Annotated in this window: 21 protein-coding genes; 10 read left to right on the top strand and 11 right to left on the bottom strand. The window is 69.8% G+C overall.

Annotated features, from left to right (window positions below):
* Positions 1 to 75: 75 nt before the first annotated feature.
* Together ADK36_RS10200 and ADK36_RS10205 are read right to left on the bottom strand one after the other, a co-directional pair.
* Complete coding sequence (locus ADK36_RS10200) at positions 76 to 1,056, bottom strand: pirin family protein (RefSeq protein ID WP_048581372.1); 981 nt, start codon at positions 1,054 to 1,056, stop codon at positions 76 to 78.
* A gap of 190 nt (positions 1,057 to 1,246) precedes the next feature.
* The gene (locus ADK36_RS10205) at positions 1,247 to 2,881 is read right to left on the bottom strand and encodes an MFS transporter (protein WP_078942656.1); all 1,635 of its coding nucleotides are present in this window, start codon (positions 2,879 to 2,881) and stop codon (positions 1,247 to 1,249) included.
* Between the two features lie 140 nt (positions 2,882 to 3,021).
* Between ADK36_RS10205 and ADK36_RS10210 the strand changes: the two genes are divergently transcribed.
* Positions 3,022 to 3,756: a TetR/AcrR family transcriptional regulator C-terminal domain-containing protein gene (locus ADK36_RS10210; protein WP_053197044.1), complete on the top strand. Its 735-nt coding sequence runs from the start codon at positions 3,022 to 3,024 to the stop codon at positions 3,754 to 3,756.
* Positions 3,757 to 3,802: 46 nt separating this feature from the next.
* On the opposite strand, the gene ADK36_RS10215 is transcribed toward ADK36_RS10210, so the two are convergent.
* Positions 3,803 to 4,279 carry an SseB family protein gene (locus ADK36_RS10215; protein ID WP_048581374.1) on the bottom strand — a complete coding sequence of 159 codons (477 nt, stop codon included), beginning with the start codon at positions 4,277 to 4,279 and terminating at the stop codon, positions 3,803 to 3,805.
* A 178-nt stretch (positions 4,280 to 4,457) separates the two neighbouring features.
* Between ADK36_RS10215 and ADK36_RS10220 the strand changes: the two genes are divergently transcribed.
* The 4 genes from ADK36_RS10220 (at position 4,458) to ADK36_RS10235 (ending at position 9,168) form a co-directional block, all read left to right on the top strand.
* On the top strand, positions 4,458 to 5,303 hold the full coding sequence (locus ADK36_RS10220) for an intradiol ring-cleavage dioxygenase (protein ID WP_053197046.1): 846 nt from the start codon (positions 4,458 to 4,460) through the stop codon (positions 5,301 to 5,303).
* 134 nt (positions 5,304 to 5,437) lie between these two features.
* Positions 5,438 to 7,264 carry an acyl-CoA dehydrogenase gene (locus ADK36_RS10225; RefSeq protein ID WP_048581376.1) on the top strand — a complete coding sequence of 609 codons (1,827 nt, stop codon included), beginning with the start codon at positions 5,438 to 5,440 and terminating at the stop codon, positions 7,262 to 7,264.
* 293 nt (positions 7,265 to 7,557) lie between these two features.
* A complete protein-coding gene (locus tag ADK36_RS10230) occupies positions 7,558 to 8,856 on the top strand; it encodes a M18 family aminopeptidase (RefSeq protein ID WP_048581377.1) in 1,299 nt (432 codons plus the stop codon).
* Between the two features lie 60 nt (positions 8,857 to 8,916).
* Positions 8,917 to 9,168, top strand: coding sequence for a DUF6458 family protein (locus tag ADK36_RS10235; RefSeq protein ID WP_048581378.1), 252 nt, complete (start codon positions 8,917 to 8,919; stop codon positions 9,166 to 9,168).
* Here the strand turns inward: ADK36_RS10235 and ADK36_RS10240 are convergent.
* Positions 9,156 to 11,000: an NHL domain-containing thioredoxin family protein gene (locus ADK36_RS10240; RefSeq protein ID WP_048581379.1), complete on the bottom strand. Its 1,845-nt coding sequence runs from the start codon at positions 10,998 to 11,000 to the stop codon at positions 9,156 to 9,158. The two genes, ADK36_RS10235 and ADK36_RS10240, sit on opposite strands and share 13 nt — an antisense overlap.
* 118 nt (positions 11,001 to 11,118) lie before the next feature.
* On the opposite strand from ADK36_RS10240, the gene ADK36_RS10245 reads away from it, so the two are divergent.
* Positions 11,119 to 11,616, top strand: coding sequence for an LURP-one-related/scramblase family protein (locus tag ADK36_RS10245; protein WP_048581380.1), 498 nt, complete (start codon positions 11,119 to 11,121; stop codon positions 11,614 to 11,616).
* Positions 11,617 to 11,758: 142 nt separating this feature from the next.
* On the opposite strand, the gene ADK36_RS10250 is transcribed toward ADK36_RS10245, so the two are convergent.
* Positions 11,759 to 12,556 (bottom strand): carbon-nitrogen family hydrolase, encoded by a 798-nt coding sequence (locus tag ADK36_RS10250; protein ID WP_048581381.1) that lies wholly within the window; start codon positions 12,554 to 12,556, stop codon positions 11,759 to 11,761.
* A gap of 194 nt (positions 12,557 to 12,750) precedes the next feature.
* On the opposite strand from ADK36_RS10250, the gene ADK36_RS10255 reads away from it, so the two are divergent.
* Both ADK36_RS10255 and ADK36_RS10260 read left to right on the top strand, forming a co-directional pair.
* Positions 12,751 to 13,575: a maleylpyruvate isomerase family mycothiol-dependent enzyme gene (locus ADK36_RS10255; RefSeq protein ID WP_048581382.1), complete on the top strand. Its 825-nt coding sequence runs from the start codon at positions 12,751 to 12,753 to the stop codon at positions 13,573 to 13,575.
* An 86-nt stretch (positions 13,576 to 13,661) separates the two neighbouring features.
* The gene (locus ADK36_RS10260) at positions 13,662 to 14,441 is read left to right on the top strand and encodes an SAM-dependent methyltransferase (RefSeq protein WP_053197048.1); all 780 of its coding nucleotides are present in this window, start codon (positions 13,662 to 13,664) and stop codon (positions 14,439 to 14,441) included.
* A 14-nt stretch (positions 14,442 to 14,455) separates the two neighbouring features.
* Here ADK36_RS10260 and ADK36_RS10265 read toward each other — a convergent pair whose 3' ends face one another.
* Together ADK36_RS10265 and ADK36_RS10270 are read right to left on the bottom strand one after the other, a co-directional pair.
* Complete coding sequence (locus ADK36_RS10265) at positions 14,456 to 15,751, bottom strand: MFS transporter (protein ID WP_048581384.1); 1,296 nt, start codon at positions 15,749 to 15,751, stop codon at positions 14,456 to 14,458.
* On the bottom strand, positions 15,748 to 16,419 hold the full coding sequence (locus tag ADK36_RS10270; protein ID WP_053197113.1) for a GntR family transcriptional regulator: 672 nt from the start codon (positions 16,417 to 16,419) through the stop codon (positions 15,748 to 15,750). Before ADK36_RS10270 ends, ADK36_RS10265 begins: the two co-directional genes overlap by 4 nt.
* A gap of 231 nt (positions 16,420 to 16,650) precedes the next feature.
* Between ADK36_RS10270 and ADK36_RS10275 the strand changes: the two genes are divergently transcribed.
* Both ADK36_RS10275 and ADK36_RS10280 read left to right on the top strand, forming a co-directional pair.
* The gene (locus ADK36_RS10275; RefSeq protein WP_048581385.1) at positions 16,651 to 17,529 is read left to right on the top strand and encodes a D-alanyl-D-alanine carboxypeptidase family protein; all 879 of its coding nucleotides are present in this window, start codon (positions 16,651 to 16,653) and stop codon (positions 17,527 to 17,529) included.
* A gap of 217 nt (positions 17,530 to 17,746) precedes the next feature.
* Positions 17,747 to 18,769: a BRO-N domain-containing protein gene (locus tag ADK36_RS10280; RefSeq protein ID WP_053197050.1), complete on the top strand. Its 1,023-nt coding sequence runs from the start codon at positions 17,747 to 17,749 to the stop codon at positions 18,767 to 18,769.
* Between the two features lie 81 nt (positions 18,770 to 18,850).
* Here ADK36_RS10280 and ADK36_RS10285 read toward each other — a convergent pair whose 3' ends face one another.
* The 4 genes from ADK36_RS10285 to ADK36_RS10300 all read right to left on the bottom strand — a co-directional run bounded on the left by ADK36_RS10285 (position 18,851) and on the right by ADK36_RS10300 (position 24,479).
* Positions 18,851 to 20,272, bottom strand: a complete 1,422-nt coding sequence (locus ADK36_RS10285; protein ID WP_053197052.1) for a dihydrolipoamide acetyltransferase family protein — start codon at positions 20,270 to 20,272, stop codon at positions 18,851 to 18,853.
* A 10-nt stretch (positions 20,273 to 20,282) separates the two neighbouring features.
* Positions 20,283 to 21,260, bottom strand: a complete 978-nt coding sequence (locus ADK36_RS10290) for an alpha-ketoacid dehydrogenase subunit beta (protein ID WP_048581388.1) — start codon at positions 21,258 to 21,260, stop codon at positions 20,283 to 20,285.
* 1 nt (position 21,261) lies between these two features.
* Positions 21,262 to 22,437 (bottom strand): pyruvate dehydrogenase (acetyl-transferring) E1 component subunit alpha, encoded by a 1,176-nt coding sequence (gene pdhA / locus ADK36_RS10295; protein WP_048581389.1) that lies wholly within the window; start codon positions 22,435 to 22,437, stop codon positions 21,262 to 21,264.
* Between the two features lie 470 nt (positions 22,438 to 22,907).
* Entirely contained in the window at positions 22,908 to 24,479 is a 1,572-nt protein-coding gene (locus ADK36_RS10300; protein WP_078916193.1) for a protein kinase domain-containing protein, read from the bottom strand.
* Positions 24,480 to 24,716 lie beyond the last annotated feature (237 nt).

Raw genomic sequence — 24,716 nt, forward strand, 5'->3', positions numbered from 1 at the left:
CGCGGCTCCGGGCCTCGTCGGACCAGGACCGGGGGCAGGCGGGGCCTGGCGGGCGCCGGCGAGGGGCCGACGGGGTCAGGCCTCGGACAGCCCGCTCTCGCTCATCCCGTGCACCGCCGGGATCGTCCCCAGCCGGCCCTTCTGGAAGTCGTCGAAGGCCTGCTGGAGCTCCTCACGCGTGTTCATGACGAAGGGGCCGTAGTGGGCCATCGGCTCACGGATCGGCTGCCCGCCCAGGAGGACGACCTCCAGGTCCGGCGTGTGGGAGTCCTGCTTCTCGTCGGCGCGGACGGTCAGCGAGCCGCCGTCGCCGAAGACCGCCGTCTGGCCCAGCTCGACCGGACGGCGTTCCGCACCGACCGTGCCCCGGCCCGCCAGGACGTAGGCGAGGCCGTTGAAGTCCTCGCGCCACGGCAGGGTGATCTCCGCGCCCGGGGCGAGGGTCGCGTGGATCATCGTGATCGGGGTGTGCGTGATGCCGGGACCGGCGTGGCCGTCCAGCTCGCCCGCGATGACGCGCAGCAGCGCGCCGCCGTCGGGGGTGGTGAGCAGCTGGACGTTGCCGCCGCGGATGTCCTGGTAGCGCGGCGCCATCATCTTGTCCCTGGCCGGGAGGTTCACCCACAGCTGGAGGCCGTGGAAGAGACCGCCGGACATGACCAGGGACTCCGGCGGGGCCTCGATGTGGAGGAGGCCGCTGCCGGCCGTCATCCACTGGGTGTCGCCGTTGGTGATGGTGCCACCGCCGCCGTTGGAGTCCTGGTGGTCGAAGATCCCGTCGATGATGTAGGTGACGGTCTCGAAGCCGCGGTGCGGGTGCCAGGGGGTGCCCTTGGGCTCGCCCGGCGCGTAGTCCACCTCGCCCATCTGGTCCATCATGATGAACGGGTCCAGGTAGCGGTAGTTGATCCCGGCGAACGCTCGGCGCACCGGGAAGCCCTCACCCTCGAAACCGCTCGGCGCGGTCGTGACGGCGAGCACGGGACGGGCCACGGCCTCCGCGGGCGCGGCGACACGGGGCAGCGTCAGCGGGTTCTCGACGGTCACTGCAGGCATGTCGGTACCTCCTTGTGCGGCCAGTTTAGTTGAGCATTGAACTTTCTGCCACCCTCAACGGGCCGGACCCGCAGGACATTCCCTCCGGGCACAGCCGAAGGCCGGCACCCGGGTGGGTGCCGGCCTTCGTCACAAGGACCCGGTGTTTCGGGGGCGGCTCAGTGTGCCAGGAAGAGCCGGTACGGCGTGGTCAGACGGCCGCTTCGGGCTGCTTCTCGGCGGTACGGTCCGCCGTGGGCAGGTGCTCGGCGGCAGCGGGCAGGTGCTCCGCGACGGGGGGCAGGTGCTCCGCGACCGGGGGCAGGTGCTCCGCGACCGGGGGCTGGCTCTGATCGTCCGCAGGCCGGCTCCGCTCGTCCGCGGGCCGCCGCCGGTCGTCCCGCATCACCAGGGTCGCCAGCAGCGCCGCCGCCAGGACACCGATCGCGCTGACCGTGAAGGTGGTGGACATCGAGGCGGTGAAGGCCTCACGGGCCGCCGCGACCAGACCGGCGTCACCACCGGTCACCGCCCCGGCGATCGAGTGCTTCGCCTCCTCCGGCGCCCCCTCGGGCATCCGGTCCGCGTAGCCGCTCGACAGCAGCGAGCCCAGGATCGCGATGCCCAGCGCGGTGCCGGCCTGCTGGATGGTGTCGTTCAGGGCGGAGCCGACGCCCGCCTTTTCCTCGGGGATGGTGCCCATCAGCGCGGCGACCGCGGCCGGCATCGCCAGACCCGCGCCGAGGCCGAGGAGACCGAGCGCCACCGCCGGGACCGTGAAGCCGGAGTCCGCCGAGACCGTGGCCAGCAGGGCGAAGCAGGCCACCATCACCAGCATCCCCGCGAGGATCACCCACCGGTTGCCGTACTTCGCGGCGAGCTTGACGCCCACGCCGTTGCCGAGCAGGGCCGTGATCGCCAGCGGCAGGAAGGCGAGGCCCGCCTCCAGGGGCGAGTAGCCGAGCACGAACTGGAGGTACTGCGTGAGGACAAGCAGCAGACCGCCGTTGCCGATCTGGACGAGTGCCAGCGAGAGCGAGCCACCGCTGAAGTTGCGGTGCCTGAACAGGACCAGCGGAACCATGGGGGACTTGGTGACGTTCTCCCAGATCACGAACCCGGCCAGGGAGGCGAGCGCCACCACCAGGGTCACCGTGGACCGTCCGCCGAGCGCCCCGTGCTGCGGCAGCTCGATGATCCACCAGACCAGGGCCGTCATCCCGACCGCCGACAGCACCGCACCCAGCGGGTCCGCCTTCTGCCAGGGCGCCTTGGACTCCGGCATCAGCGTCAGACCGGCGACGACGGCGAGCGCCACGATCGGCACATTGATGAAGAAGATCGACTGCCAGGAGAAGTGCTCGATCAGTACGCCGCCCAGCACGGGGCTGCCGACCAGGCCGAGCATCGACACCGAGCTCCAGGCGGCCATCGCCTTGCCGCGCTCCTCCTCGTCGAAGACGGTGATGAGGATCGACAGGGTGGACGGCATGATCAGCGCCCCGCCGACACCCATCGCGACCCGGGCGGCGATCACCTCGCCGGGGCTGGTGCACCAGGTCGCGGCCAGCGAGGCCGCCCCGAAGAGCAGCAGCCCGATCAGCATCACCTTCCGGCGTCCGAACCGGTCGCCCAGGCTGCCGGAGGTGAGCAGGAGGCCGGCGAAGACCAGGATGTAGGAGTCCAGGATCCACTGGGTGTCCTGGGCGCTCGCCCCGATGTCCTCGGTCATCGCGGGCACCGCGACGGTCAGCGCCATGCCGTCGACGACCAGCACGAGTGTGCTCAGGCAGAGCACGATCAGGATCCACCAGCGGCGTGGATCGCGTTTTCCCCTGACATCCATGACGGTTCCCCTCCGGCTTCGTGAACACCGTTCCTTCGTTGCGAACACTGTACGCACATTGGAACAGTGTTCGCAACTACCGATTCCTGTACGCTCGATGCGAACGATGTACGCAGAGACATGAACGCGAAGGAGTGCCGATGGCCGCCAAACCGACGAAGCAGAGCCCCATCCCCTCCGTCTGGGCCCGCCCCCGGCGCGAGGCCGACCAGCCGACGCTCAGCCGCGCCACGATCGTGCGCGAGGCGGTCGTCATGCTGGACGCCGAGGGCGTGGAGGCGCTCAGCATGCGCAAGCTGGCCACCCGCCTGAACGCCGGTGCGGCCTCTCTCTACCGGCACGTGGCGACCAAGGACGAGCTGATGGAGCTGGCCGTCGACGAGGTCGCCGCCGAGACCCACGTACCGCCGGCGGACAGCCCCGAATGGCGGGCGGCCGCCGCCGAGGCGGCCGGCTCCTTCCGTGCGACGGCCCTACGCCACCCCTGGCTGTCCTCGGTCCTCGGCCAGGCGGGCCTCGCCTATCTCGGCCCCAACCTCATGTCGTTCTCCGAGCGCCTGGCCGCGCTGTTCACTTCCGCCGGGTTCGCGAAGCCGTCCGGCCCGATCGACACGCTCCTGTCGTACGTGATCGGCATGAGCACCACGGAGGCCGCCTGGCTCATCACGGTCGCCCGCTCCGGCGAGACCGAGGCCGACTTCATCGCCCGCCTGATGCCCGCCGCCCAGCAGGCCGCCGCGGTCCACGAGCACCTGGCCGAGGGCTATGCCGACGCCGTCTCGGCGACCGTGGACCCCGTGGCCCTGCGCGACGAGAAGTTCGCCTACGGCCTGGACGTGGTCCTCGACGGGCTGGCGCTGCGGCTGGAGGCGTGAAGGACGGGCGTAAGGGACCTGGCGCAAGGGACCTGGCGTAAGCGTCCTAGCCGCCGTACATCCGGCGCATCGCGAACTCGACCATCTGCTCCACGGCCTTCGCGTCGAAGACCATGCGGTGCTCGCCCTCCATGTCGAGGACGAAGCCGTAGCCGGTCGGGAGCAGGTCGATCACCTCGGCGCCGGTGATGACGAAGTACTTGGACTCCTTGCCCGCGTACCGGCGCAGCTCCTTCAGCGAGGTGAACATCGGGATCACCGGCTGCTGGGTGTTGTGGAGCGCGAGGAACCCCGGGTTGTCGCCGCGCGGGCAGTAGACCTTCGACGTCGCGAAGACCTGCTGGAAGTCCTCCGCGGCCATCTGCCCGGTGGTGAAGGCCCGCACCGCGTCCGCGAGCGAGGGCGGGGACGGCTCGGGGTAGAGCGGCGGCTGCTGGCCGTATCCGCCGACACCGCCGGCCATGGGCTGCTGCGGCGGGGCGTACTGCTGCTGTGCGCCGACGTTCTGGTCGTAGCCGTACATGGGCGCAAGAGTACCGAGAGCGGCCGGGGCGGCGGGCCGGTACGGGTGCGATGGCAGATCGACAGCGACTCGACAGTGACTTGACAGCCGCCGTCCTGGTTTCCCGGAGCTGCCGCTCATAGCGTTTGTCCCAGCGAGGGACCACCGCAGACAGGACCGCTCCAGCGAGGGGACAGCCATGCACCGCGACCACGACGACGAGGTCCATGAGCACGACAGAGGGCTCTCGTACGACCTTCCCGTGCTCGCCCGCCGCCGGATGATCCGGCTGCTGGCCGGGGCGGGTCTGGTCCCGCTGGTGGGCTGCACCTCGGAGGACGGGACGACCTCGGCGTCCGGCTCCTCGCCCTCCTCAGCCTCGTCGTCCTCCGCCGCCGACTCCTCGGGCGCCGAGTGCGCCACCATCCCGGACGAGACCGCCGGGCCCTTCCCCGGCGACGGCTCGAACGGCGTGAACGTCCTCAAGGAGAGCGGCGTCGTCCGCAGCGACATCACCAAGAGCTTCGGCGACTCCGCGGGCGGCACCGCCGACGGCGTGCCCCTGACCGTCACGCTGACGGTCGTCGACGCCGCCTCCGGCTGCGGGACGCCGAAGAAGGGCGCCGCCGTCTACCTCTGGCACTGCGACCGGGAGGGCGGCTACTCCCTGTACTCGGAGGGCGTCACCGACGAGAACTATCTGCGCGGCGTCCAGGAGGCCGACGACCGGGGCCGGGTCACGTTCAAGAGCATCTTCCCCGGCTGCTACGAGGGCCGTTGGCCACACATCCACTTCGAGGTCTACGGCAGTCTGGCCGACGCCACGGCGGCGACCTCCCTCACCAACACCTCGCAGCTCGCGTTCCCGAAGGACGTCTGCGACACGGTGTACGCCTCGGACGGCTACAGCCGGAGCGTGTCGAACCTCAGCCGGCTGTCCCTGGAGACGGACGGCATCTTCAGGGACGGCTACGACCAGCAGATGGCGGCGATGAAGGGCAGCGTGGCCGACGGCTACACCGCGACACTGACGGTTCCGGTGTGACCTGTCACAGATTGCGGATCGGGGTTGCGTCTTATTACTCGCGGGTAGCATCATCGTAGCTACTTGTTGGTACGTGAACTAGCGCGAGGATGCACACCCGGTGCCTCGCCGATCTCTCTAACGGAGCCGTCGCCATGGGGCACTACAAGTCGAATCTCCGCGACATCGAGTTCAACCTCTTCGAAGTACTGGGACGCGACAAGCTGTACGGCACCGGCCCGTTCGAGGAGATGGACACCGAGACCGCGAAAAGCATCCTGGAGGAGCTGACCCGCCTCGCCGAGAACGAGCTGGCGGAGTCCTTCGCGGACGCCGACCGCAACCCTCCGGTCTTCGACCCCGAGACGAACACCGCGCCGGTCCCGGCGTCCTTCAAGAAGAGCTACAAGGCCTTCATGGACTCCGAGTACTGGCGGCTGGGCCTGCCCGAGGAGATCGGCGGCACCACCTCCCCGCGCTCCCTGATCTGGGCGTACGCGGAACTGCTGCTCGGCTCGAACCCGGCCGTGTGGATGTACGCCTCCGGCCCGGCGTTCGCCGGCATCCTCTACGACGAGGGCAACGACGTACAGAAGAAGATCGCCCAGATCGCGGTCGAGAAGACGTGGGGCTCCACCATGGTCCTCACCGAGCCGGACGCCGGCTCGGACGTCGGCGCCGGCCGCACCAAGGCGATCCAGCAGGAGGACGGCTCCTGGCACATCGAGGGCGTGAAGCGCTTCATCACGTCCGGTGAGCACGACATGGAGGAGAACATCCTTCACTACGTGCTCGCGCGGCCGGAAGGTGCCGGTCCGGGCACCAAGGGGCTGTCCCTCTTCCTCGTCCCGAAGTACCTCTTCGACTTCGAGACCGGCGAGCTGGGCGAGCGCAACGGCGTGTACGCGACGAACGTCGAGCACAAGATGGGGCTCAAGGCCTCCAACACCTGCGAGATGACGTTCGGCGACCAGCACCCCGCCAAGGGCTGGCTGATCGGCGACAAGCACGACGGCATCCGCCAGATGTTCCGGATCATCGAGTTCGCGCGGATGATGGTCGGCACGAAGGCCATCTCGACGCTGTCGACCGGCTACCTCAACGCCCTTGAGTACGCCAAGGAGCGCGTCCAGGGTTCCGACCTCGCGGCCTTCGGCGACAAGACCGCCCCCAAGGTCACCATCACGCACCACCCGGACGTGCGCCGCTCCCTGATGACGCAGAAGGCGTACGCGGAGGGCATGCGCGCGCTGGTGCTGTACACGGCCTCCCTCCAGGACGAGATCCAGGTCAAGGAGGCCGCGGGCGAGGACGCCTCCGCGCTGGAGGCCCTCAACGACCTGCTGCTGCCGATCGTGAAGGGCTACGGCTCCGAGAAGGGCTACGAGCAGCTCGCCCAGTCGCTGCAGACCTTCGGTGGCTCCGGGTTCCTCCAGGAGTACCCGATCGAGCAGTACATCCGCGACGCCAAGATCGACACCCTGTACGAGGGCACGACCGCGATCCAGGGCCAGGACTTCTTCTTCCGGAAGATCGTCCGCAACCAGGGTGCCGCGCTGAACTCGCTCGCCGAGGACATCAAGAAGTTCCTGGCGCTCGGCGAGGGCGGCGAGGAGCTCGGCGCGGCCCGCGAGTACCTCGCGAAGGCGGCCGTGGAGCTGGAGGCGATCGTCGGCCTGATGCTGACCGACCTCGCGGCCACCGAGCAGGACGTCAAGAACATCTACAAGGTCGGTCTGAACACCACCCGCCTGCTGCTGGCCTCCGGTGACGTCGTCGTCGGCTACCTGCTGCTCAAGGGTGCCGCGGTCGCCGCCGAGAAGCTGGAGACGGCGTCGGCGAAGGACAAGGCGTTCTACGCGGGCAAGATCGCGGCGGCGAAGTTCTTCGCGGCCAACGTCCTCCCGGGCGTCACCTGTGCCCGCAAGCTCGCCGAGGGCATCGACCTGGACCTGATGGAGCTGGACGAGGCCGCGTTCTAGCGGGACGCCGGGGGGCAGGGGCGGGGGCCTACCGGCCGGGACGCGGGGATCTACCGGCCGGGACGCGGGGATCTACCGGCCGGGACCACCGCCGCACCGGCCGGGACACGGCAGCCAACCCGCCGAGACCGCCAGCGCTCCAGCCACCGGTGCTCGTTCCAGCCACCCGTCCCGCCCGTTCCAGCCACCCGTCGGGCCCGTTCCAGTCACTCACGGACAATCCACATCGCCCTTACGAGGGCCCGCTCCCCTTCACCGGGAGCGGGCCCTCGTACGTCGTTAAGGTGAACCCCATGAGCGCACCCCCCCGCTTCGATCGCGGCCACACCGACGACCTCATGTCCTTCCTGGCGGCGAGCCCGTCGCCGTACCACGCCGTGGCGAACACCGCCGAGCGGCTGGAGAAGGCCGGCTTCAGGCAGGTCGCGGAGACGGACGCCTGGGACGGGACGAGCGGCGGCAAGTACGTGCTGCGCGGTGGCGCGATCGTGGCCTGGTACGTCCCCGAGGGCGCGGCGGCCCACACGCCGTTCCGGATCCTCGGCGCGCACACGGACTCCCCGAACCTGCGGGTGAAGCCGCTGCCGGACACCGGGGCGCACGGCTGGCGGCAGGTGGCCGTGGAGATCTACGGCGGCCCCCTGCTCAACTCCTGGCTCGACCGCGACCTGGGCCTGGCGGGCCGGCTGACCCTGCGGGACGGCACGACGCGGCTGGTGAACGTGGACCGTCCGCTGCTGCGGGTCCCGCAACTCGCCATCCACCTGGACCGTTCCGTGTCGGCGGAGGGGCTCAAGCTCGACAAGCAGCGGCACCTTCAGCCCATCTGGGGCCTCGGCAACGACGTGCGCGACGGCGACCTGATCGCCTTCCTGGAGGAGACGGCCGGGCTGGAGGCGGGCGAGGTCACCGGCTGGGACCTGATGGTGCACTCCGTGGAGCCGCCGGCGTACCTGGGCCGGGACAAGGAGCTGGTCGCGGGCCCGCGGATGGACAACCTGCTGTCCGTGCACGCGGGCGCGGCGGCGCTGACCGCGGTGGCCGGCTCGGGCGCCGGACTGCCGTCCATCCCGGTGCTGGCCGCCTTCGACCACGAGGAGAACGGCTCGCAGAGCGACACCGGTGCCGACGGGCCGCTGCTGGGCGGCGTCCTGGAGCGCTCGGTGTTCGCGCGCGGGGGATCGTACGAGGACAAGGCACGTGCCTTCGCGGGCACCGTCTGTCTCTCCTCCGACACGGGCCACGCGGTCCACCCCAACTACGCGGAGCGCCACGACCCGACGCACCACCCGCGCGTCAACGGCGGGCCGATCCTCAAGGTCAACGTCAACAACCGCTACGCCACCGACGGTTCGGGCCGCGCGGTCTGGGCGGCGGCCTGCGAGAAGGCCAACGTCCCCTTCCAGTCCTTCGTCTCCAACAACTCGATGCCCTGCGGCACGACGATCGGCCCGATCACCGCGGCCAGGCACGGCATCAAGACCGTCGACATCGGCGTGGCGATCCTCTCGATGCACAGCGCACGGGAGTTGTGCGGCGCGGACGACCCGCATCTGCTGGCGAACTCGCTGGTGGCGTTCCTGGAGGGGTAGTCCGGGACGGGTGGGGTACCCGCCTCCGACCGGAACCACCGGACCAGGGAGGCGACACCTATGGGCCTCGGCGGATGCATCATCCTCATCGCCGCGGGAGCCATTCTCACGTTCGCGACCGACTGGGACATGGAGGGAGTCAATCTCGACCTGGTCGGGATCATCCTGATGATCGTCGGGCTGATCGGCGTCACGACGTTCAGCAGCATCGCCAGGCGCAGGCGCGTGGTGGTACCGCCCGCGACGCCGGTCGTCGGCGAGGAGCCCCACCACCACCGGCGTGACGGGTACAGCGACGGCTACGGCGTCTGAGCCTCCGTCCCGCTGTCCATCCCGGCCAGCACCAGCGGCAGCCGGTCCGTGCCGGTCCCGGTCAGGCGGACCGGCACGCCCCAGTCCTGCTGGTGGACATGGCACGCCGGGTACTCGTTGAGCGGGTCGTCGTCGCAGGACGCCGCCATCGCGGAGACATGCAGAACGCCCTCGGGGACAGCCGGATCGAGCTCCAGGGTGCGGGCGAGTTCGGCGTCCGCGCCCGCACCGGCGAGCAGCAGCTCGGGCGGGGTGGCGGAGACCAGGAGACGGGTCGACGGACCGTACCGCGTGTCCAGCTTCTGCCCCGGCGGAGCCTCGAAGATGACGTCCAACTGGATTCTGCCCGGGGCGACTTCGGTGGCGGCACGCCGCGTGCGATGGGCGACCGCCGCCACCCGCACGGCCTCCTCCGGCAGCCGCAGCCGCGTCAGCCGGTGCCGCGCCGATTCGACCACCACGATGTCGTCCCCGACGAGCACCGCGTCCGACGGCTCCCGCAGATCCGTGGCCAGGGTGGTGACCTCGCCGGTCGCGGGATCGTAGCGACGCAGGGCGTGGTTGTACGTGTCGCTGACCGCGACCGAGCCGTCGGGCAGGGCCGTCACCCCCAACGGGTGCTGCAGCAGGGCCTGTTCGGCGGCCCCGTCACGGTGCCCGAAGTCGAAGAGTCCGGTGCCGACGGCGGTGTGGACGGTGCCGTCCCGGTCCACCCGGCGCAGGGCCGACGTCTCGGAGTCGGCGAGCCAGAGGTGCTCCCCGTCGGGGGAGACGGCGAGGCCGGACGGCTGGGCGAACCATGCCTCGGCCGCGGGGCCGTCGACGAGGCCCTCATTGGTGGTGCCGGCGGTGATGGACACGGTGTCGTCGGCCGGGTCGTACGCCCACAGTTGGTGAACGCCGGCCATGGCGATCCAGAGTCTGTCGTTCCACCAGGCCACGTCCCAGGGTGAGGAGAGTTTGACGTCCCTCCCGGAGCCCGAGGTGGCCTCTCCCTGCATCCACTGCAAACCCGTCCCCGCGACGGTCGTGGTCCGGCCCGTTCCGGGATGGAACCGCCGGATCAGGTGGTTCACCGTGTCGGCGACCGCCACGGTCCCGTCCGGCAGGAGGGCCAGCCCCTGCGGCTCCTGGAACCGCGCTCGGTCCGGGGAGCCGTCCGTGGCGCCACGACTGCCCTGGCCGATCCGCCGCACGACCGTCTCCCCGTCCGGCTCCAGCTCCACCAGCTGATGCCGGGTGGTGTCACTGACCAGGAGGTTCCCGGAGGGCAGCAGCAGCGCCTTGCCCGGGAAGCGCAGCACCGTCGGCTCCGGCTCCGGCGCCACGTACGGCCCGTCGCCGCGCCGCAGGGTGCCCTTGGCCTCGTGCTCGGCCTCCAGCTCGCCCACCAGCCGCTCGATGGCGTGCACATGTCCCTCACCGGCGTGCTGCGCGACGACGTAGCCCTCCGGGTCGATCACGACGAGCGTCGGCCAGGCCCGCACCGCGTACTGCTTCCAGGTGGCGAGCTCGGGGTCGTCGAGCACGGGATGCTCCACGCCGTACCGCTCCACCGCGTCGACGACCGCCTGATGCTCGGCCTCGTGCACGAACTTCGGCGAGTGCACGCCGATGACGACCACGGTGTCCTGGTGCTTCTCCTCCAGCTCTCTGAGCTCGTCGAGGACATGCAGGCAGTTGATGCAGCAGAACGTCCAGAAGTCCAGGATCACGATGCGTCCCCGCAGGTCGGCGAGGCCGTACGGGCGGCCGCCCGTGTTCAGCCAGCCGCCCTTGCCGATCAGCTCGGGGGCGCGGACGCGGACGCGACGAGGCGCGGAGTCGTTCATGCCCCAAGGGTGCCACCGGGCACTGACAGTCAGCTCGGCGCCTGCCCTGCGGGACGGGGCTCAGCCCGTCGGCCTACACACGGCGTCGCGGAGCGGGCGGCGGGGAACGCCTCGTGTCATGAGATTCCTCGTACGCGACCGGCTCCTCGGCTTCGGTGACGACTACTGGATCGAGGACGACCGGGGCAACAAGGTGTTCCTCGTCGACGGCAAGGCGATGCGGCTGCGGGACACCTTCGAGCTGAAGGACACCCAGGGGTGCGTCCTCATCGACATCCACCAGAAGATGCTCGCCCTGCGCGACACGATGGTGATCGAGCGGGACGGCGAACCGCTCGCCACGATCCGCCGCAAACGGCTGTCCCTGCTGCGCAACCACTACCGGGTGTCCCTGGCGGACGGCAGCACGGAACTCGACGTCAGCGGCAAGATCCTCGACCGGGAGTTCGCCGTCGAGTACGACGGCGAGTTGCTGGCCGTGGTCTCCCGGCGGTGGCTGCACGTGCGGGAGACCTACGGCGTGGACGTCGTCCGGGACGACGCGGATCCGGCACTGCTCATCGCGGTGGCGGTGTGTGTGATCCACCTGGCGGAGAAGGAGCGGAAGGACGACTGAGGCCGGCTGGGGAGGCGACTGAGATCGGCTACCGGGGACGACTGGGGGTCGGCTGAGTCGGCTGGGCCTCTCGGGGGCACCGCGCGGCACACCCCCGCGCGTCACCCGCCGCCCTGTCACCACGCCACCGCACCACCCGCCCTCAGCGGCGCGGCGCCGCCAGCCCCAGCACCCGGTCCTTGAGCGCCGGGAACTGATCCCGCGTCACCGCGACCTTCCCCGGGTCGAACTCCACCGAGAGGACCTGCTCCCCCGCGCCGGCCTGCGCCAGCACCTCGCCCCACGGATCCACCACGATCGAGTGACCGGCCTGCGGAACTCCCGCGTGCGTCCCGGCCGTTCCACAGGCGAGCACGAACGCCTGGTTCTCCACCGCCCGCGCCTGAGCCAACAGCGTCCAGTGCGCCCGGCGGCGTTCCGGCCAGCCCGCCGGGACGATCAGGGTCTCGGCGCCGGCGTCGACGAGACCGCGGAACAACTCGGGGAAGCGGAGGTCGTAACAGGTGGCCACGCCGATCGTGGTCTCCGGCAGGCGCACCGTCACCAGTTCCTCGCCCGCGCCCATCAGCACGGCCTCGCCCTTGTCGAAGCCGAACCGATGGATCTTGCGGTAGGCGGCGACCAGATCACCGGAAGGGGAGAAGACGAGGGACGTGTTGTAGAGGGGGCCCTCAGGGTCTCGCTCGGGGATCGAGCCCGCGTGCAGCCAGACGCCCGCGTCGCTCGCCGCCTTCGCCATCGCCTCGTACGTCGGTCCTTCGAGCGGCTCGGCCTCGCTGCCGAACTCCTCGTAGGCGAAGGCGCCGGTGGTCCACAGCTCGGGCAGGACCACGAGGTCGGCGGACCCGGCCTGTTCCCGTACCAGCGAGGCGACTCTCACCCGGCGTGATTCGACTGATTCGCCCTCATTGACGTCGATCTGGAGCAAAGAGGCGCGCACACTACCACCGTCCTGGCATTCGAGCGGTCCACACGGGCTTCCCTACGGGCCTACGATCGTCACACGAAAGCACTGCCGGGGTGCCTGACAGCAGCGTAACTTAGCGTTTCAAGACACCCGCCGACAGCCGCCACCTCCCACTGGCAACGCCGCCGCAAACCGCCCGTGTACCGACCGCCGAGGGGTCCCGTTCCGTGAGTCTGCATCCCACCCTCCAGCCCTACGCCGACGCCTGGACCCACTCCATCGAAGCGATATCCGAGCTGGTGACGCCGCTTGCGGAGGGCGAGTGGAATCGGCGTACGCCCTGCCCCGGCTGGTCGGTCCGCGACGTCGTGTCTCATGTCATCGGCCTGGACTGCGAGATGCTCGGCGACCCGCGCCCCATCCACACGCTCCCGCGCGACCTCTTCCACGTCACCAACGACCAGCAGCGCTACACGGAGATGCAGGTCGACGTCCGCCGTCACCACACGGCACCGGAGATGACGTCCGAGCTGGAGTACACGGTCATCCGCCGCAACCGCCAGCTGCGGAACGAGTCCCGCGATCCCGGCACGAAGGTCCGCGGCCCGCTCGGCGCGGAGCTCACCCTCGAAGAGTCGATGCGAGCCCACGCCTTCGACATCTGGGTCCACGAACAGGACCTGCGCGCCGCCCTCGGCCGCCCCGGCAACCTCGACTCCCCCGGCGCGCACGTGGCCCGCGACGTCCTGCTCGGCAAGCTGCCCGAGGTCGTCGCCGCCAAGGCCGACGCCCCCCGCAGCTCGGCGATCGTCCTCGACGTCCACGGCCCGATCGAGTTCCTCCGCACGATCCGCATCGACATCCAGGGCCGCGGCACCCTCGAAACGGCCCCCGCCCTGGGCCCCGCCGCCACCCTCACCCTCGACTGGGAAACCTACGTCCGCCTCGCCTGCGGCCGCGTCACACCGGAGGCGGCGGCGGACCGCGTGAAGGCGGAGGGCGACACGGACCTGACGGCGGCGATCCTGCGGAACTTCACGGTGACGTCGTAAGCCACTCAGCCCGGGTGGGACGGGTAGGGGCGGCGGGGGGCGAAAACCGCTGTCGCCCACTCCGCACACCCGGTTAACGTCCCGCCGTGACCGACACCCGCACCGCCGCCCCAGCCGGCCACCCGCCGCGCCTGACCCGGCTCACCTTCCACGGCCCCCTGTCCGAGCCCCGGGCACAAAGCCTCGTCCACCGCCTCGCCCACACCGGCCCCACCACCGTCCTGGACATCGGCTGCGGCTGGGGCGAACTGATGCTGCGCATCCTGACCGCCGTCCCCGAAGCGACCGGCGTCGGCATCGACCTCAACGCCGAAGACCTCGCCCGAGGCCGCCGCAACGCCGAGGCCAGGGGTCTGGCGCACAGAGCCGAGTTCGTCGAGGAGTCCGCCATCGCGACCTCCCGCGGCCCCGCCGACCTGGTCCTCTGCCTCGGAGCCAGCCATGCCCTGAGCACAGCCGAGCCGCCCCAGCACACCACCGAGGCCCTCCGCGCCCTACGCGGCCTCGTCACCGACAACGGCCGCGTCCTGCTGGGCGAGGGCTTCTGGCAACGCACCCCGACCCCCGCCGAACTCAAGGGCATGTGGCCGGAAGCCTCAGCCACCGACCACCATGACCTCGCCACCCTGCTCGACCTCGCCGTAGCCGCCGGTTTCCGCCCGGAGTGGACCGAGACGGCGAACCCCGACGAGTGGGAGGAGTTCGAGTCCGCGTACCAGGCGGACGTGGAGGTGTGGTTGGCCCGGCATCCCGATCACCCTCTGGCCCCGGAGACCCGCGACCGTCTGGACCGCCACCGCGCCCAGTGGATGAGCTACCGCGGCGTACTGGGACTCGCGTATCTCACACTCGTCCCGGCCTTGTAGTGCCGGGTGCCGGCTCAGGCGGGGACGTGCACCGTCTCCACCCGGCTCGCGACCAGCCGTTCACGCTCCCTGCGCGCCGCCCGCTTACGCAGCCGAAGAATCTGGCTCACGCCCAGCGCCTGCAGGACGAACACCACCGAGAAGGCGACGGCGTAGTCGTCCCCGGTCGCGTCCAGCAGCACGCCGATCGCGAACAGCGTCGTCATCGAGGCCACGAAGCCGCCCATGTTGGTGATCCCGGACGCCGTCCCCTGCCGCTCCGGCGGATTCGCCGGGCGCGCGAAGTCGAAGCCGAGCATCGAGGCCGGCCCGCACGCGCCGAGCACCGTGCACAGCACGATCAGCAGCCACATCGGCGCGGTGTCGGCGGGCCAGGCCAGCGTCGTCGCCCACAGGACCGCCGTCGCCCCCACCGTGCCCAGCGCCAGCGGCAGTCGCGCCTCGTGGTGCCGGGCGACGACCTGGCCGTAGACCAGACCCACCACCATGTTCGACAGGACGACGAGCGTGAGCAGTTCACCGGCCGTCGCCCGGGACAAGCCCTGCGCCTCCACCAGGAACGGCATCCCCCACAGCAGCAGGAACACCATCGCCGGGAACTGGGTCGTGAAGTGCACCCACAGCCCCAGCCGCGTGCCCGGCTCCCGCCAGGAGGCGGCGATCTGGCGTCGTACGTACGCCGCACCCTGGTGAGGCAGCGGCTCCGGCTCGTGCCCCTCGGGGTGGTCCTTCAGGAACAGCAGCAGCAACACGAACACCACGGCACCCGCGCCCGCGCTGCCCGCGAACGCCGCCGTCCAGCCCACCCCGTGCAGCAGCCGTGCCAGCACGAGCGTGGAGACGAGGTTGCCCGCCATGCCCGCGAGGCCCGCGAGCTGGGCGATCAGCGGACCGCGCCGGGCCGGGAACCAGCGGCTGCCCAGCCGCAGCACACTGATGAACGTCATCGCGTCGCCGCAGCCCAGCAGGGCGCGCGAGGCGAGGGCCATGCCGTACGACGGGGAGAAGGCGAAGCCCAGTTGGCCCGCTGTGAACAGCACCACACCCAGGCCCAGCACCTTCTTGGTGCCGAGCCGGTCGACGAGCAGGCCGACGGGTATCTGCATGCCCGCGTAGACGAGCAGCTGGAGGATCGAGAAGGTCGACAGGGCCGAGGCGTTCACGTCGAAGCGGTCCGCGGCGTCGAGACCGGCGACCCCGAGAGACGTACGGAAGATGACGGCGACGAAGTAGACCGAGACGCCGATGCCCCAGACGGCGACGGCGCGGCGGCCGCCCGGTGGGTCACCCGGCAACGCGGAGGCCCTCATCGCTCCTCACCCCGCGCCAGGTGCGAGAACCAGCCGATGTGCCGGTGGACCAGCGCGACGGCCGCTTCGGCGTCCCCGGAGCGCAGCGCCTGAAGGATCTCCTCGTGCTCGACCAGGGTCTTGGCGATCCGGTCGGGGTGGGAGTGCAGGACGGCGACGCCCATGCGCAGTTGCCGGTCGCGCAGCTGGTCGTACAGCCGCGACAGGATCTCGTTGCCGCCGCTGCGGACGATCTCCGCGTGGAAGCAGCGGTCGGTGACGGCTGCTCCGGCGAGATCACCGGCCGCGGCCTGTGCCTTCTGCTGCGCGAGCAGCTCCTCAAGGCGCTCGATGAGCCCGGGGATCGCGGGCACGGCCTTGCGCGCCGCGTGCTCCTCGACGAGCATCCGGGTCTCCACCACGTCCTTGATCTCCTGCGCGGAGACCGGCAGGACCAGTGCGCCCTTCTTCGGGTAGAGCTTGATCAGCCCTTCGACCTCCAGCCGCAGCAGAGCCTCCCGTACCGGGGTCCGCGAGACTCCGACGGCCTCGGCGAGCTCGCCCTCCGTGAGAAGGGTCCCGCCCTCGTAACGCCGGTCCAGGACGCCCTGCTTGACGTGGGTGTAGACGCGGTCGGCGGCGGGGGGCTGCTTGAGGGGTGCGGGCGGTACGGGCGGTGCGGAAGGCATGCCCACAGCATAGATACAACACGTACGCATGGCGTGGACATTCCAGCATGCGGACCTCACAGCGGAATCTTCCGGCAAAGAAGCAACATCCACCCCAGGCGTTGCACAACCTTCTGTGCTAATTACGTGTCACACACGTGCGGCCCCACTTTCTTTCCCCTCCAACTCGGCCGCACTTTCGGGGCATTCGACGTAATCGGGGTATTTCAGTTGATCACCGCCATAAAGGGCATGCGTGTCCGTAGAGCCGCAGCCGTCGTACTCACGACCGGCGCGGTCCTCGCCTCCGGAGCCATCACCGCGGCTCCCGCGCAGGCTGTCACCACGCCCTCGATCACCGCCAAGGGCGGGTTCCTGATGAACAGCGCGAACGGCAAGACCCTGTTCACCAAGGCCGCGGACACGAAGAGGCTCACCGCCTCCACCACCAAGATCATGACCGCGAAGGTCGTGCTCTCACAGTCGAACCTGAACCTGGACACCAAGGTCACGATCAGGAAGGAGGTCAGCAACTACATCGTGTCCAAGGGCGCCTCGTCGGCCAACCTGATCGTCGGCGACAAGGTCACCGTCCGTCAGCTGCTGTACGGGATGATGCTCAAGTCGGGCTGTGACGCCGCGATGAGCCTCGCCGACAAGTTCGGTTCCGGCTCGACGGTCTCGGCCCGCACCAAGAACTTCATCGGCAAGATGAACACCATGGCCAAGAGCCTGGGCATGACGAACACGCACTTCGATTCGTTCGACGGCATAAGCAACGGCTCCAACTACTCGACGCCGCGCGACCTGACCAAGCTCGCCCGCAGCGCGATGAAGAGCTCCACGTTCAAGACCGTCGTGAAGACCAAGTCGTACACGGCGAAGACGATCACGAAGACGGGTGCCACCCGCACGATGGCGGCGTGGAACAACACCAACACGCTGCTCGGCTGGAACGGCACGCTCGGCATCAAGACCGGCTCCGGCACCGAGGCCAAGTACTGCCTCGTCTTCGCCGCCACGAAGAGCGGCGAGTCGGTGATGGGCGCCGTCCTCACCGCTCCCAACGAGGCCAGCCGCACGTCGGACGTGAAGAAGCTCATCAACTACGGCTACGCCAAGATCAGCTGACGCCTGCCCACCACAAGGGGGCTCACCGCGACCGAACGCGGTGAGCCCCCTCGTCATCCGGTTCAGGGTCCGCACAGGCGAAGCGCCACGTCATACACCTGCCGATGACATCCGGTAGCGCAATCCGTGATCTTTTCCCTCGCAATCGTGAACATTCTTGCGTGGGTTGGTATGTTCCATTTCCTCCGCCTTACCGTCCACGGCGGAGGTGGTTCACATGATCGAACCCAGCAAGCACCAGCCCAATCCGCGAGCACAGCAAGATGCGATCGATGTCAGCGACTTCGTGTACGCCGCTACGGGGGCCCGCGTACGACGGCTGACCATGCCGGACGGGGCGCACTGGTTCCCGGCGGTGGACGTGTGCAAGCAGTTGGGGCACACCAACTCTCGGCAGGCGCTCTCCGACCATGTCCCAGATGAGCACCGAGACATTCTTGAGACCGTAAGTGGAGCTTACGGTCTCAGCATTCCCGCAGGTAGAGAGTGGCGTCGAGACCTGAACGTCATCTCTCTCCAGGGTCTGATCCTCCTGGTCAACGCCTGCACGAAGCCCTCCTGCCTGCCCTTCAAGCAGTGGGCCGCCGAGGTGATCGAAACCGTTCAGCGCGAGGGTTCCTACACCCTTGAGGAAGCCGAGGTGCAGCCCGCCGAGCCGGGTGCTCCGATCGCGTACGCGATGCCGGAACAGGTCGTCGAGGCCATCGTCCGACTTGAGGAACGCAATCTTCAGGCCGACGAACAATTCGCCGACGCCCAGCACAAGTCACTCTCCCTGCAACGTGAGATGGCGCAGACGCAACGGGGAATGGCGGAGACGCAGCGCCAGATGGTGGCAATGCAACGGGAGATGGTGGAAACGCAGCGCGCCACCCTCACCGCGCTGCAAGCAATCGCCCAGGCCATGGACCGAATCGCCAACCGGCTCGACGTCCTGGCCCTCGACCGTCCGAAACCCGCCGCAACCGAGGCCGGGCACCCGACCACCGAAACCTTGCTGGCCGACTGGCGGCAGCGACTGTCCGTGACGTCGGACGTCTGGGCGGTGGCGGTGGTGATCGCGCCGGTACTGGTCGAGCACGGCGAGCTGCGTCAGCCGCTCGCGTCGATCGCGGCCCGTACGGGACTGTCGGTGCACCGTGTCAACGAGTGCCTGCGGCTGCTGCGCAAGCACGCCTGTATCCACCCCCGCGGCGCCAGCGAGGACGGGGAACCGATCTACGCGCTCGAGCACTCCTGACCGGCTTCACTGCAGAAGGGGCGGCCGCAACCGAAACTTGCGGCCGTCCCTTCTGCTTTCAACCTATACCGCCCAGCGCCGTCACGCCCAAGTGATCAGCCGCTTCGGCTGTTCCAGGATCGCCGCCACGTCCGCCAGGACCTTGGAACCCAGCTCCCCGTCCACCAGCCGGTGGTCAAAGCTGAGCGCCAGCGTCGTGACCTGGCGCGGCTTCACCTTGCCCTTGTGGACCCACGGCTGGAGCTTGATCGCGCCGACCGCGAGGATCGCGGACTCACCGGGGTTGAGGATCGGGGTGCCGGTGTCGACGCCGAAGACGCCGACGTTGGTGATGGTGACCGTGCCGCCCTGCATCGCGGCGGGAGTCGTCTTGCCGTCCCGTGCCGTCGACACCAGTTCGCCGAGCGCCTCGGCCAGCTGCGGCAGCGTCTTGGCGTGGGCGTCCTTGATGTTCGGGACGATCAGACCGCGGGGGGTCGCCGCCGCGATGCCCAGGTTGACGTAGTGCTTCTGCACGATCTCCTGGGCCGCCTCGTCCCAGGACGCGTTGACGTCCGGGTTCCGCTTGATCGCGACCAGCAGGGCCTTGGAGATGAGCAGCAGGGGGTTCACGCGCAGGCCCGCGAACTCCTTGTCCTCCTTGAGCTCCTCGACCAGCTTCATCGTGCGCGTCACGTCCACCGTCACGAACTCCGTGACATGCGGTGCCGTGAACGCCGAGCCGACCATCGCCGCCGCCGTCGCCTTGCGGACGCCCTTCACCGGGATACGGGTCTCGCGGGCCGTGTCGTACGAGGCCACCGGCGCCGGAGTGGCGGCGGGCGCGGCGACCGGGGCGGCCTGGGGCACCGGCTCGGCGGCCGGGGCCTGCGGGGCCACCGCCGCGTGGACGTCCTCACGCGTGATGATGCCGTCGGGGCCGGTCGGGGTGACCGTCGTCAGGTCGACACCCAGGTCCTTCGCCAGCTTGCGCACCGGAGGCTTCGCCAGCGGCCGGGGAGGCGTCACCGCAGCGGCGGGGCCGTGGCCGTTCAGCTCGGACTGGAGGGCCTGCACCGACGGGGAGGGCTCCTGGCGTGGCACGTCGGCCCCCTTGCGCGGGCGGCGCTTCGTCGAGGACGCGGCCACGCCGTAGCCGACCAGCACCGGCTGGCGGCCCTGGGGCTTGGCCTCCTCCGGCTCCGTCTCGGCCGGCGCCCGGACCTGGGCCTGGGCCGGCGCCTCGACGGCAGGGGCTGCCCCGCCCGCCAGGTCCACCGCGATGATCGCCGTACCGACGTCCACCGTCGTGCCCTCGGGGAAGTGCAGCTCGCGGACCACCCCGTCGTACGGGATGGGCAGTTCGACGGCCGCCTTGGCGGTCTCGACCTCGCACACCACCTGGCCGTCGGTGACCGTGTCGCCCGGCTGGACGTACCACTTGAGGATCTCGGCCTCGGTGAGTCCCTCGCCCACGTCGGGCATCTTGAACTCGCGCACGGACGCTTCCGTCATCGTCGTCACGACCCTCTCCTCAGTACGCCAGGGCACGGTCGACGGCGTCGAGTACCCGGTCCAGGCCCGGCAGGTACTCCTCCTCCAGACGCGCCGGCGGATACGGGGCGTGATAGCCGCCCACCCGCAGCACCGGGGCCTCCAGGTGGTAGAAGCAGCGCTCCGTGATCCGGGCGGCGATCTCCGCGCCCGAGCCGAAGAACACCGGGGCCTCGTGGACCACGACCAGACGGCGGGTCTTCTCGACGGAGGCCTGGATCGAGTCGAAGTCGATCGGGGAGACCGAGCGCAGGTCCAGGACCTCCAGGTTCCTGCCCTCCTCGGCGGCCGCGTCGGCGACCTCCTGGCAGAGCTTCACCATCGGGCCGTAGGCGGCCAGGGTGAGGTCCGAGCCCTCCCGGACGACCCGCGCCTTGTGCAGCGGGCCCGGGATCGCGTCGGTGTTGACCTCGGCCTTGTCCCAGTAGCGCCGCTTCGGCTCGAAGAAGATCACCGGGTCGTCGCTCTGGATGGCCTGCTGCATCATCCAGTACGCGTCCGACGGGTTGGACGGGCTGACGACCTTCAGGCCGGCCACGTGCGCGAAGAGCGCCTCGGGGGACTCCGAGTGGTGCTCCACGGCGCCGATGCCGCCGCCGTAGGGGATGCGGACGACGATCGGGAGCTTGACCTTGCCCAGCGAGCGCGCGTGCATCTTCGCCAGCTGCGTGACGATCTGGTCGTACGCCGGGAAGACGAAGCCGTCGAACTGGATCTCCACGACCGGACGGTAGCCGCGCAGGGCGAGACCGATCGCCGTGCCGACGATGCCGGACTCCGCGAGCGGGGTGTCGATGACCCGGCTCTCGCCGAAGTCCTTCTGGAGGCCGTCCGTCACCCGGAAGACGCCGCCGAGCTTGCCGACGTCCTCGCCCATGATGAGGACCTTGGGGTCCGTGTCCAGGGCGCGGCGCAGCGACTCGTTGATCGCCTTGGCCAGAGCCATCTTGTCCGCCATGTCAGGCCCCCTCTACGTCCGTGAACGACGCCTGGTAGGCGGCGAACTGGGCGCGCTCCTCGTCGACGAGCGCATGCCCGTCCGCGTACACGTTCTCGAAGATGGCGAAGTGGTCCGGGTCCGGCATGGCTCGGACCGCCTCGCGCACTCGTTTGCCCAACGCCTCGCTCTCGCGCTCCAGTTCCGCGAAAAATCCCTCGTCCGCGTGGTTTGAGGCCTCGAGATAGGCGCGAAGGCGCAGGATCGGGTCCTTCGCCTCCCAGGCCATACGCTCCTCGTCACCGCGGTAGCGGCTGGGGTCGTCGGAGGTGGTGTGGGCACCCATGCGGTACGTGTACGCCTCGACCAGCGTCGGTCCCTCGCCGCTGCGGGCCCGCTCCAGCGCCCACTTCGTCACGGCGAGGCAGGCCAGGACGTCGTTGCCGTCGACCCGGACGCCGGGGAAGCCGTAGCCCTGGGCGCGCTGGTACAGCGGCACCCGGGTCTGCTTCTCGGTCGGCTCGGAGATCGCCCACTGGTTGTTCTGGCAGAAGAACACCACGGGGGCGTTGTAGACCGCGGAGAAGGTGAAGGACTCCGCGACGTCGCCCTGGCTGGAGGCGCCGTCGCCGAAGTAGGCGATGACCGCGCTGTCGGCGCCGTCCTTGGCGATGCCCATGGCGTAGCCCGTGGCGTGCAGCGTCTGGGAACCGATGACGATCGTGTAGAGCTGGAAGTTGTTGCTGTTCGGATCCCAGCCGCCGTTGTTCACGCCACGGAACATGCCGAGCAGGTTCGTCGGGTCGACCCCACGGCACCAGGCGACGCCGTGCTCTCGGTAGGTCGGGAAGACGTAGTCGTCCTCGCGGGTGGCCCGGCCGGAGCCGATCTGGGCGGCCTCCTGGCCGAGCAGCGAGGCCCACAGGCCCAGCTCGCCCTGGCGCTGCAGGGAGGTCGCCTCGGCGTCGAAGCGTCGGGTGAGCACCATGTCGCGGTAGAGGCCGCGGAGCTCGTCGGGGGTGATGCCGGCGACGTACTTGTCGTACTCGGCGTTCTTGACGCGCTTGCCCTCGGGCGTCAGCAGCTGCACGAGCTCGGGGTCCGTGCTTGGCGATTTCCTTGCGGTTGTCTTGCCGGCCGTGCTCTTGGTACCGGCGCTGCGTCGCGGCTTTCGCGCGGCAGTGCTCTCCACGGTCACGTGTGCTCCTCCGTCGGTCCGGCTACCCGGGTTCGCCGGGTGCCAGTGCGGCTCACCTGAAGCCCTACGGACGCACAGGGTGGGTGCGGCTCGTTGGGGGACAGGCGTGACAGGTGCCCCGGCGAGCGCCCTGCAATAGGCACGTTACCCAGTGCTCCACATTTCTGTGAAACCCCTCCTGACCTGCGTTTTTGCTTGGATATCCAAGTAAATCGCGAAAGTCCGGAACAAGTCCTGGTCACAGCCTTGCAGGGGGCCGGAACAACGGCACGTTATATCGGTGACCCAGGTCACGGGAAGAGTCGCCGAGGGAGAGGTCACGGAAGTGGTGTGACGCTGGTCTCGGACGTGAAGGTGGAAAAGTCAGGTTATGCGTACAGAACGATCCGGCCATCCGCCGTAAACGGCACGCGCGCGTGGAGCCCGTTTCCGGGCCGCACGCGCGCGTGGCTGGGCTGTGGGGTGTCCACTCAGGCGCCGCCGCCGATGGCGCCGCCCGTCGGGGCCGTCGGCTCCTCCGTCGGCTCCTCAGTCGGCTCCTCGGTGGGCTCCTCAGTCGGCTCCTCGGTGGGCTCCTCCGTCGGCTCGGCCGTGGTCGGGTCCTCGGTCGGCTCGAACGTCGGGTCCTCGGTCGGCTCGTAGGTGGGATCCTCCGTCGGCTGGTAGGTCGGGTCGGTGCCCGTGCCCGTGCCGTCGTCGGTGACGTCGTCGGTCGGCTCCTGGGTCGCCTCGTCCGTCGCCTCGTCGGTCGCCTTGTCCTCGTCGGTGGTCTGCGACGTGGTCGGCGTCTGGGTGGTGTCGCCACCGCCGCCGCCACCGCCACCGCCGTTGTTCAGTGCCAGCGCGACACCCGCCGCGATGGCGATCACCGCGAGGACGGCGAGGATCCACAGCTTGCCGCGGCCGCTGCCCTTGTTGCCACGGCCCTCGAAGCCGCCGTCGTCCCCGCCGCCGTATCCGGAGGGCAGGATCGGCTGCGGGATCTGGGTCGTGCCGGAGGCCGGGGTGCCCGGGTGCCCCATGACGGTCGTGTTCGCGAAGCCTGCCGACGGGGTGTGCCGGCCCTCGTGCACGGCCACCGGGCCGGTGTTCCAGGTGCCGGTGTGGCCGCCCTGGTCGTACAGCATCTGCAGGCCGTACTGGACGAGGCCGCGCATCTCCTCGGCCGTCTGGAACCGGTCGTCCGGCTCCTTGGCGAGCGAGCGCATGACCAGGCCGTCGAGCTCCGGAGGCGTGGCGTCGGAGACCTCGGACGGCGGGGTGGGGATGTCCTGGACGTGCTGGTAGACCACCGACAGCGGGGTCTCGCCCGTGAACGGCGGCCGCAGCGCGAGGAGTTCGTAGAGCAGACAGCCCGTCGCGTACAGGTCGGAACGGTGGTCGACCGCCTTGCCGAGCGCCTGCTCGGGCGAGAGGTACTGCGGGGTGCCCATGACCATGCCGGTCTGCGTCATCGTCGACTGCGCGCCGTGCAGGGCGCGGGCGATGCCGAAGTCCATCACCTTCACGGCGCCGTTGTGCGTGATGATGACGTTGGCGGGCTTGATGTCGCGGTGCACGATGCCGTGCTGGTGCGAGTAGGCGAGCGCCTCCAGGACACCGGAGACGATGATCAGGGCCTGCTCGGGGCCGGGCGCCTCGGCGTTGAGGAGAAGGTCGCGGATGGTGCGGCCCTCGACGATCTCCATCACGATGTACGGCACGCTGTGGGCGCCGACGATGTCCTCGCCGGAGTCGTACACGGCGACGATCGCGTGGTGGTTGAGGCCGGCCACCGACTGGGCCTCGCGCGTGAAGCGGGCCTTGGACACCGGGTCCTCGGCGAGGTCGGAGCGCAGCAGCTTGACCGCCACGGTGCGTCCGAGGCGCACGTCCTCGGCCGCGAACACCTCGGCCATGCCGCCCCGGCCGAGTCTGCGGGTCAGCCGATAACGGCCGTCCCCGACAAGCCCGCCATTACCCCACATTTCCGGCGAGTCTGACATACCGCCGCCAGCCGCCTCGGGGTCGGACGGGCCCTGAGCGCGCTGCTGCTGTGCCATCAGTCCTCGCCGTCGTTTCTGCCCGCGGTGCGCGCGGTGTTGTTACGGTCTCCGTCGGCCACGCTACAGCCTCCGCGCAAGCCGCCGGTCCGAGACGGCCGCCTCAATCGGAAGGAGACGGACCGGCCATCAAACCGGTACCCCGTCCACTCGTGCAAATTCTGTGCACCGGCCGTACGACCCTTGTAACGCTTCCGCGACGCTCCCTTCGCGTACGGTCACGGAACGGGCACCGCG

The organism is Streptomyces viridochromogenes (assembly GCF_001270495.1).
GTDB lineage: Bacteria > Actinomycetota > Actinomycetes > Streptomycetales > Streptomycetaceae > Streptomyces > Streptomyces viridochromogenes_A.

Excerpts from the sequence above, each read along its gene's own strand:
- ADK36_RS10200 (WP_048581372.1), bottom strand. The coding sequence starts at position 1,056 with ATGCCTGCAGTGACCGTCGAGAACCCGCTGACGCTGCCCCGTGTCGCC.
- ADK36_RS10205 (WP_078942656.1), bottom strand. The coding sequence starts at position 2,881 with ATGGATGTCAGGGGAAAACGCGATCCACGCCGCTGGTGGATCCTGATC.
- ADK36_RS10210 (WP_053197044.1), top strand. The coding sequence starts at position 3,022 with ATGGCCGCCAAACCGACGAAGCAGAGCCCCATCCCCTCCGTCTGGGCC.
- ADK36_RS10215 (WP_048581374.1), bottom strand. The coding sequence starts at position 4,279 with ATGTACGGCTACGACCAGAACGTCGGCGCACAGCAGCAGTACGCCCCG.
- ADK36_RS10220 (WP_053197046.1), top strand. The coding sequence starts at position 4,458 with ATGCACCGCGACCACGACGACGAGGTCCATGAGCACGACAGAGGGCTC.
- ADK36_RS10225 (WP_048581376.1), top strand. The coding sequence starts at position 5,438 with ATGGGGCACTACAAGTCGAATCTCCGCGACATCGAGTTCAACCTCTTC.
- ADK36_RS10230 (WP_048581377.1), top strand. The coding sequence starts at position 7,558 with ATGAGCGCACCCCCCCGCTTCGATCGCGGCCACACCGACGACCTCATG.
- ADK36_RS10235 (WP_048581378.1), top strand. The coding sequence starts at position 8,917 with ATGGGCCTCGGCGGATGCATCATCCTCATCGCCGCGGGAGCCATTCTC.
- ADK36_RS10240 (WP_048581379.1), bottom strand. The coding sequence starts at position 11,000 with ATGAACGACTCCGCGCCTCGTCGCGTCCGCGTCCGCGCCCCCGAGCTG.
- ADK36_RS10245 (WP_048581380.1), top strand. The coding sequence starts at position 11,119 with ATGAGATTCCTCGTACGCGACCGGCTCCTCGGCTTCGGTGACGACTAC.
- ADK36_RS10265 (WP_048581384.1), bottom strand. The coding sequence starts at position 15,751 with ATGAGGGCCTCCGCGTTGCCGGGTGACCCACCGGGCGGCCGCCGCGCC.
- ADK36_RS10270 (WP_053197113.1), bottom strand. The coding sequence starts at position 16,419 with ATGCCTTCCGCACCGCCCGTACCGCCCGCACCCCTCAAGCAGCCCCCC.
- ADK36_RS10275 (WP_048581385.1), top strand. The coding sequence starts at position 16,651 with ATGCGTGTCCGTAGAGCCGCAGCCGTCGTACTCACGACCGGCGCGGTC.
- ADK36_RS10280 (WP_053197050.1), top strand. The coding sequence starts at position 17,747 with ATGATCGAACCCAGCAAGCACCAGCCCAATCCGCGAGCACAGCAAGAT.
- ADK36_RS10290 (WP_048581388.1), bottom strand. The coding sequence starts at position 21,260 with ATGGCGGACAAGATGGCTCTGGCCAAGGCGATCAACGAGTCGCTGCGC.
- ADK36_RS10300 (WP_078916193.1), bottom strand. The coding sequence starts at position 24,479 with ATGGCACAGCAGCAGCGCGCTCAGGGCCCGTCCGACCCCGAGGCGGCT.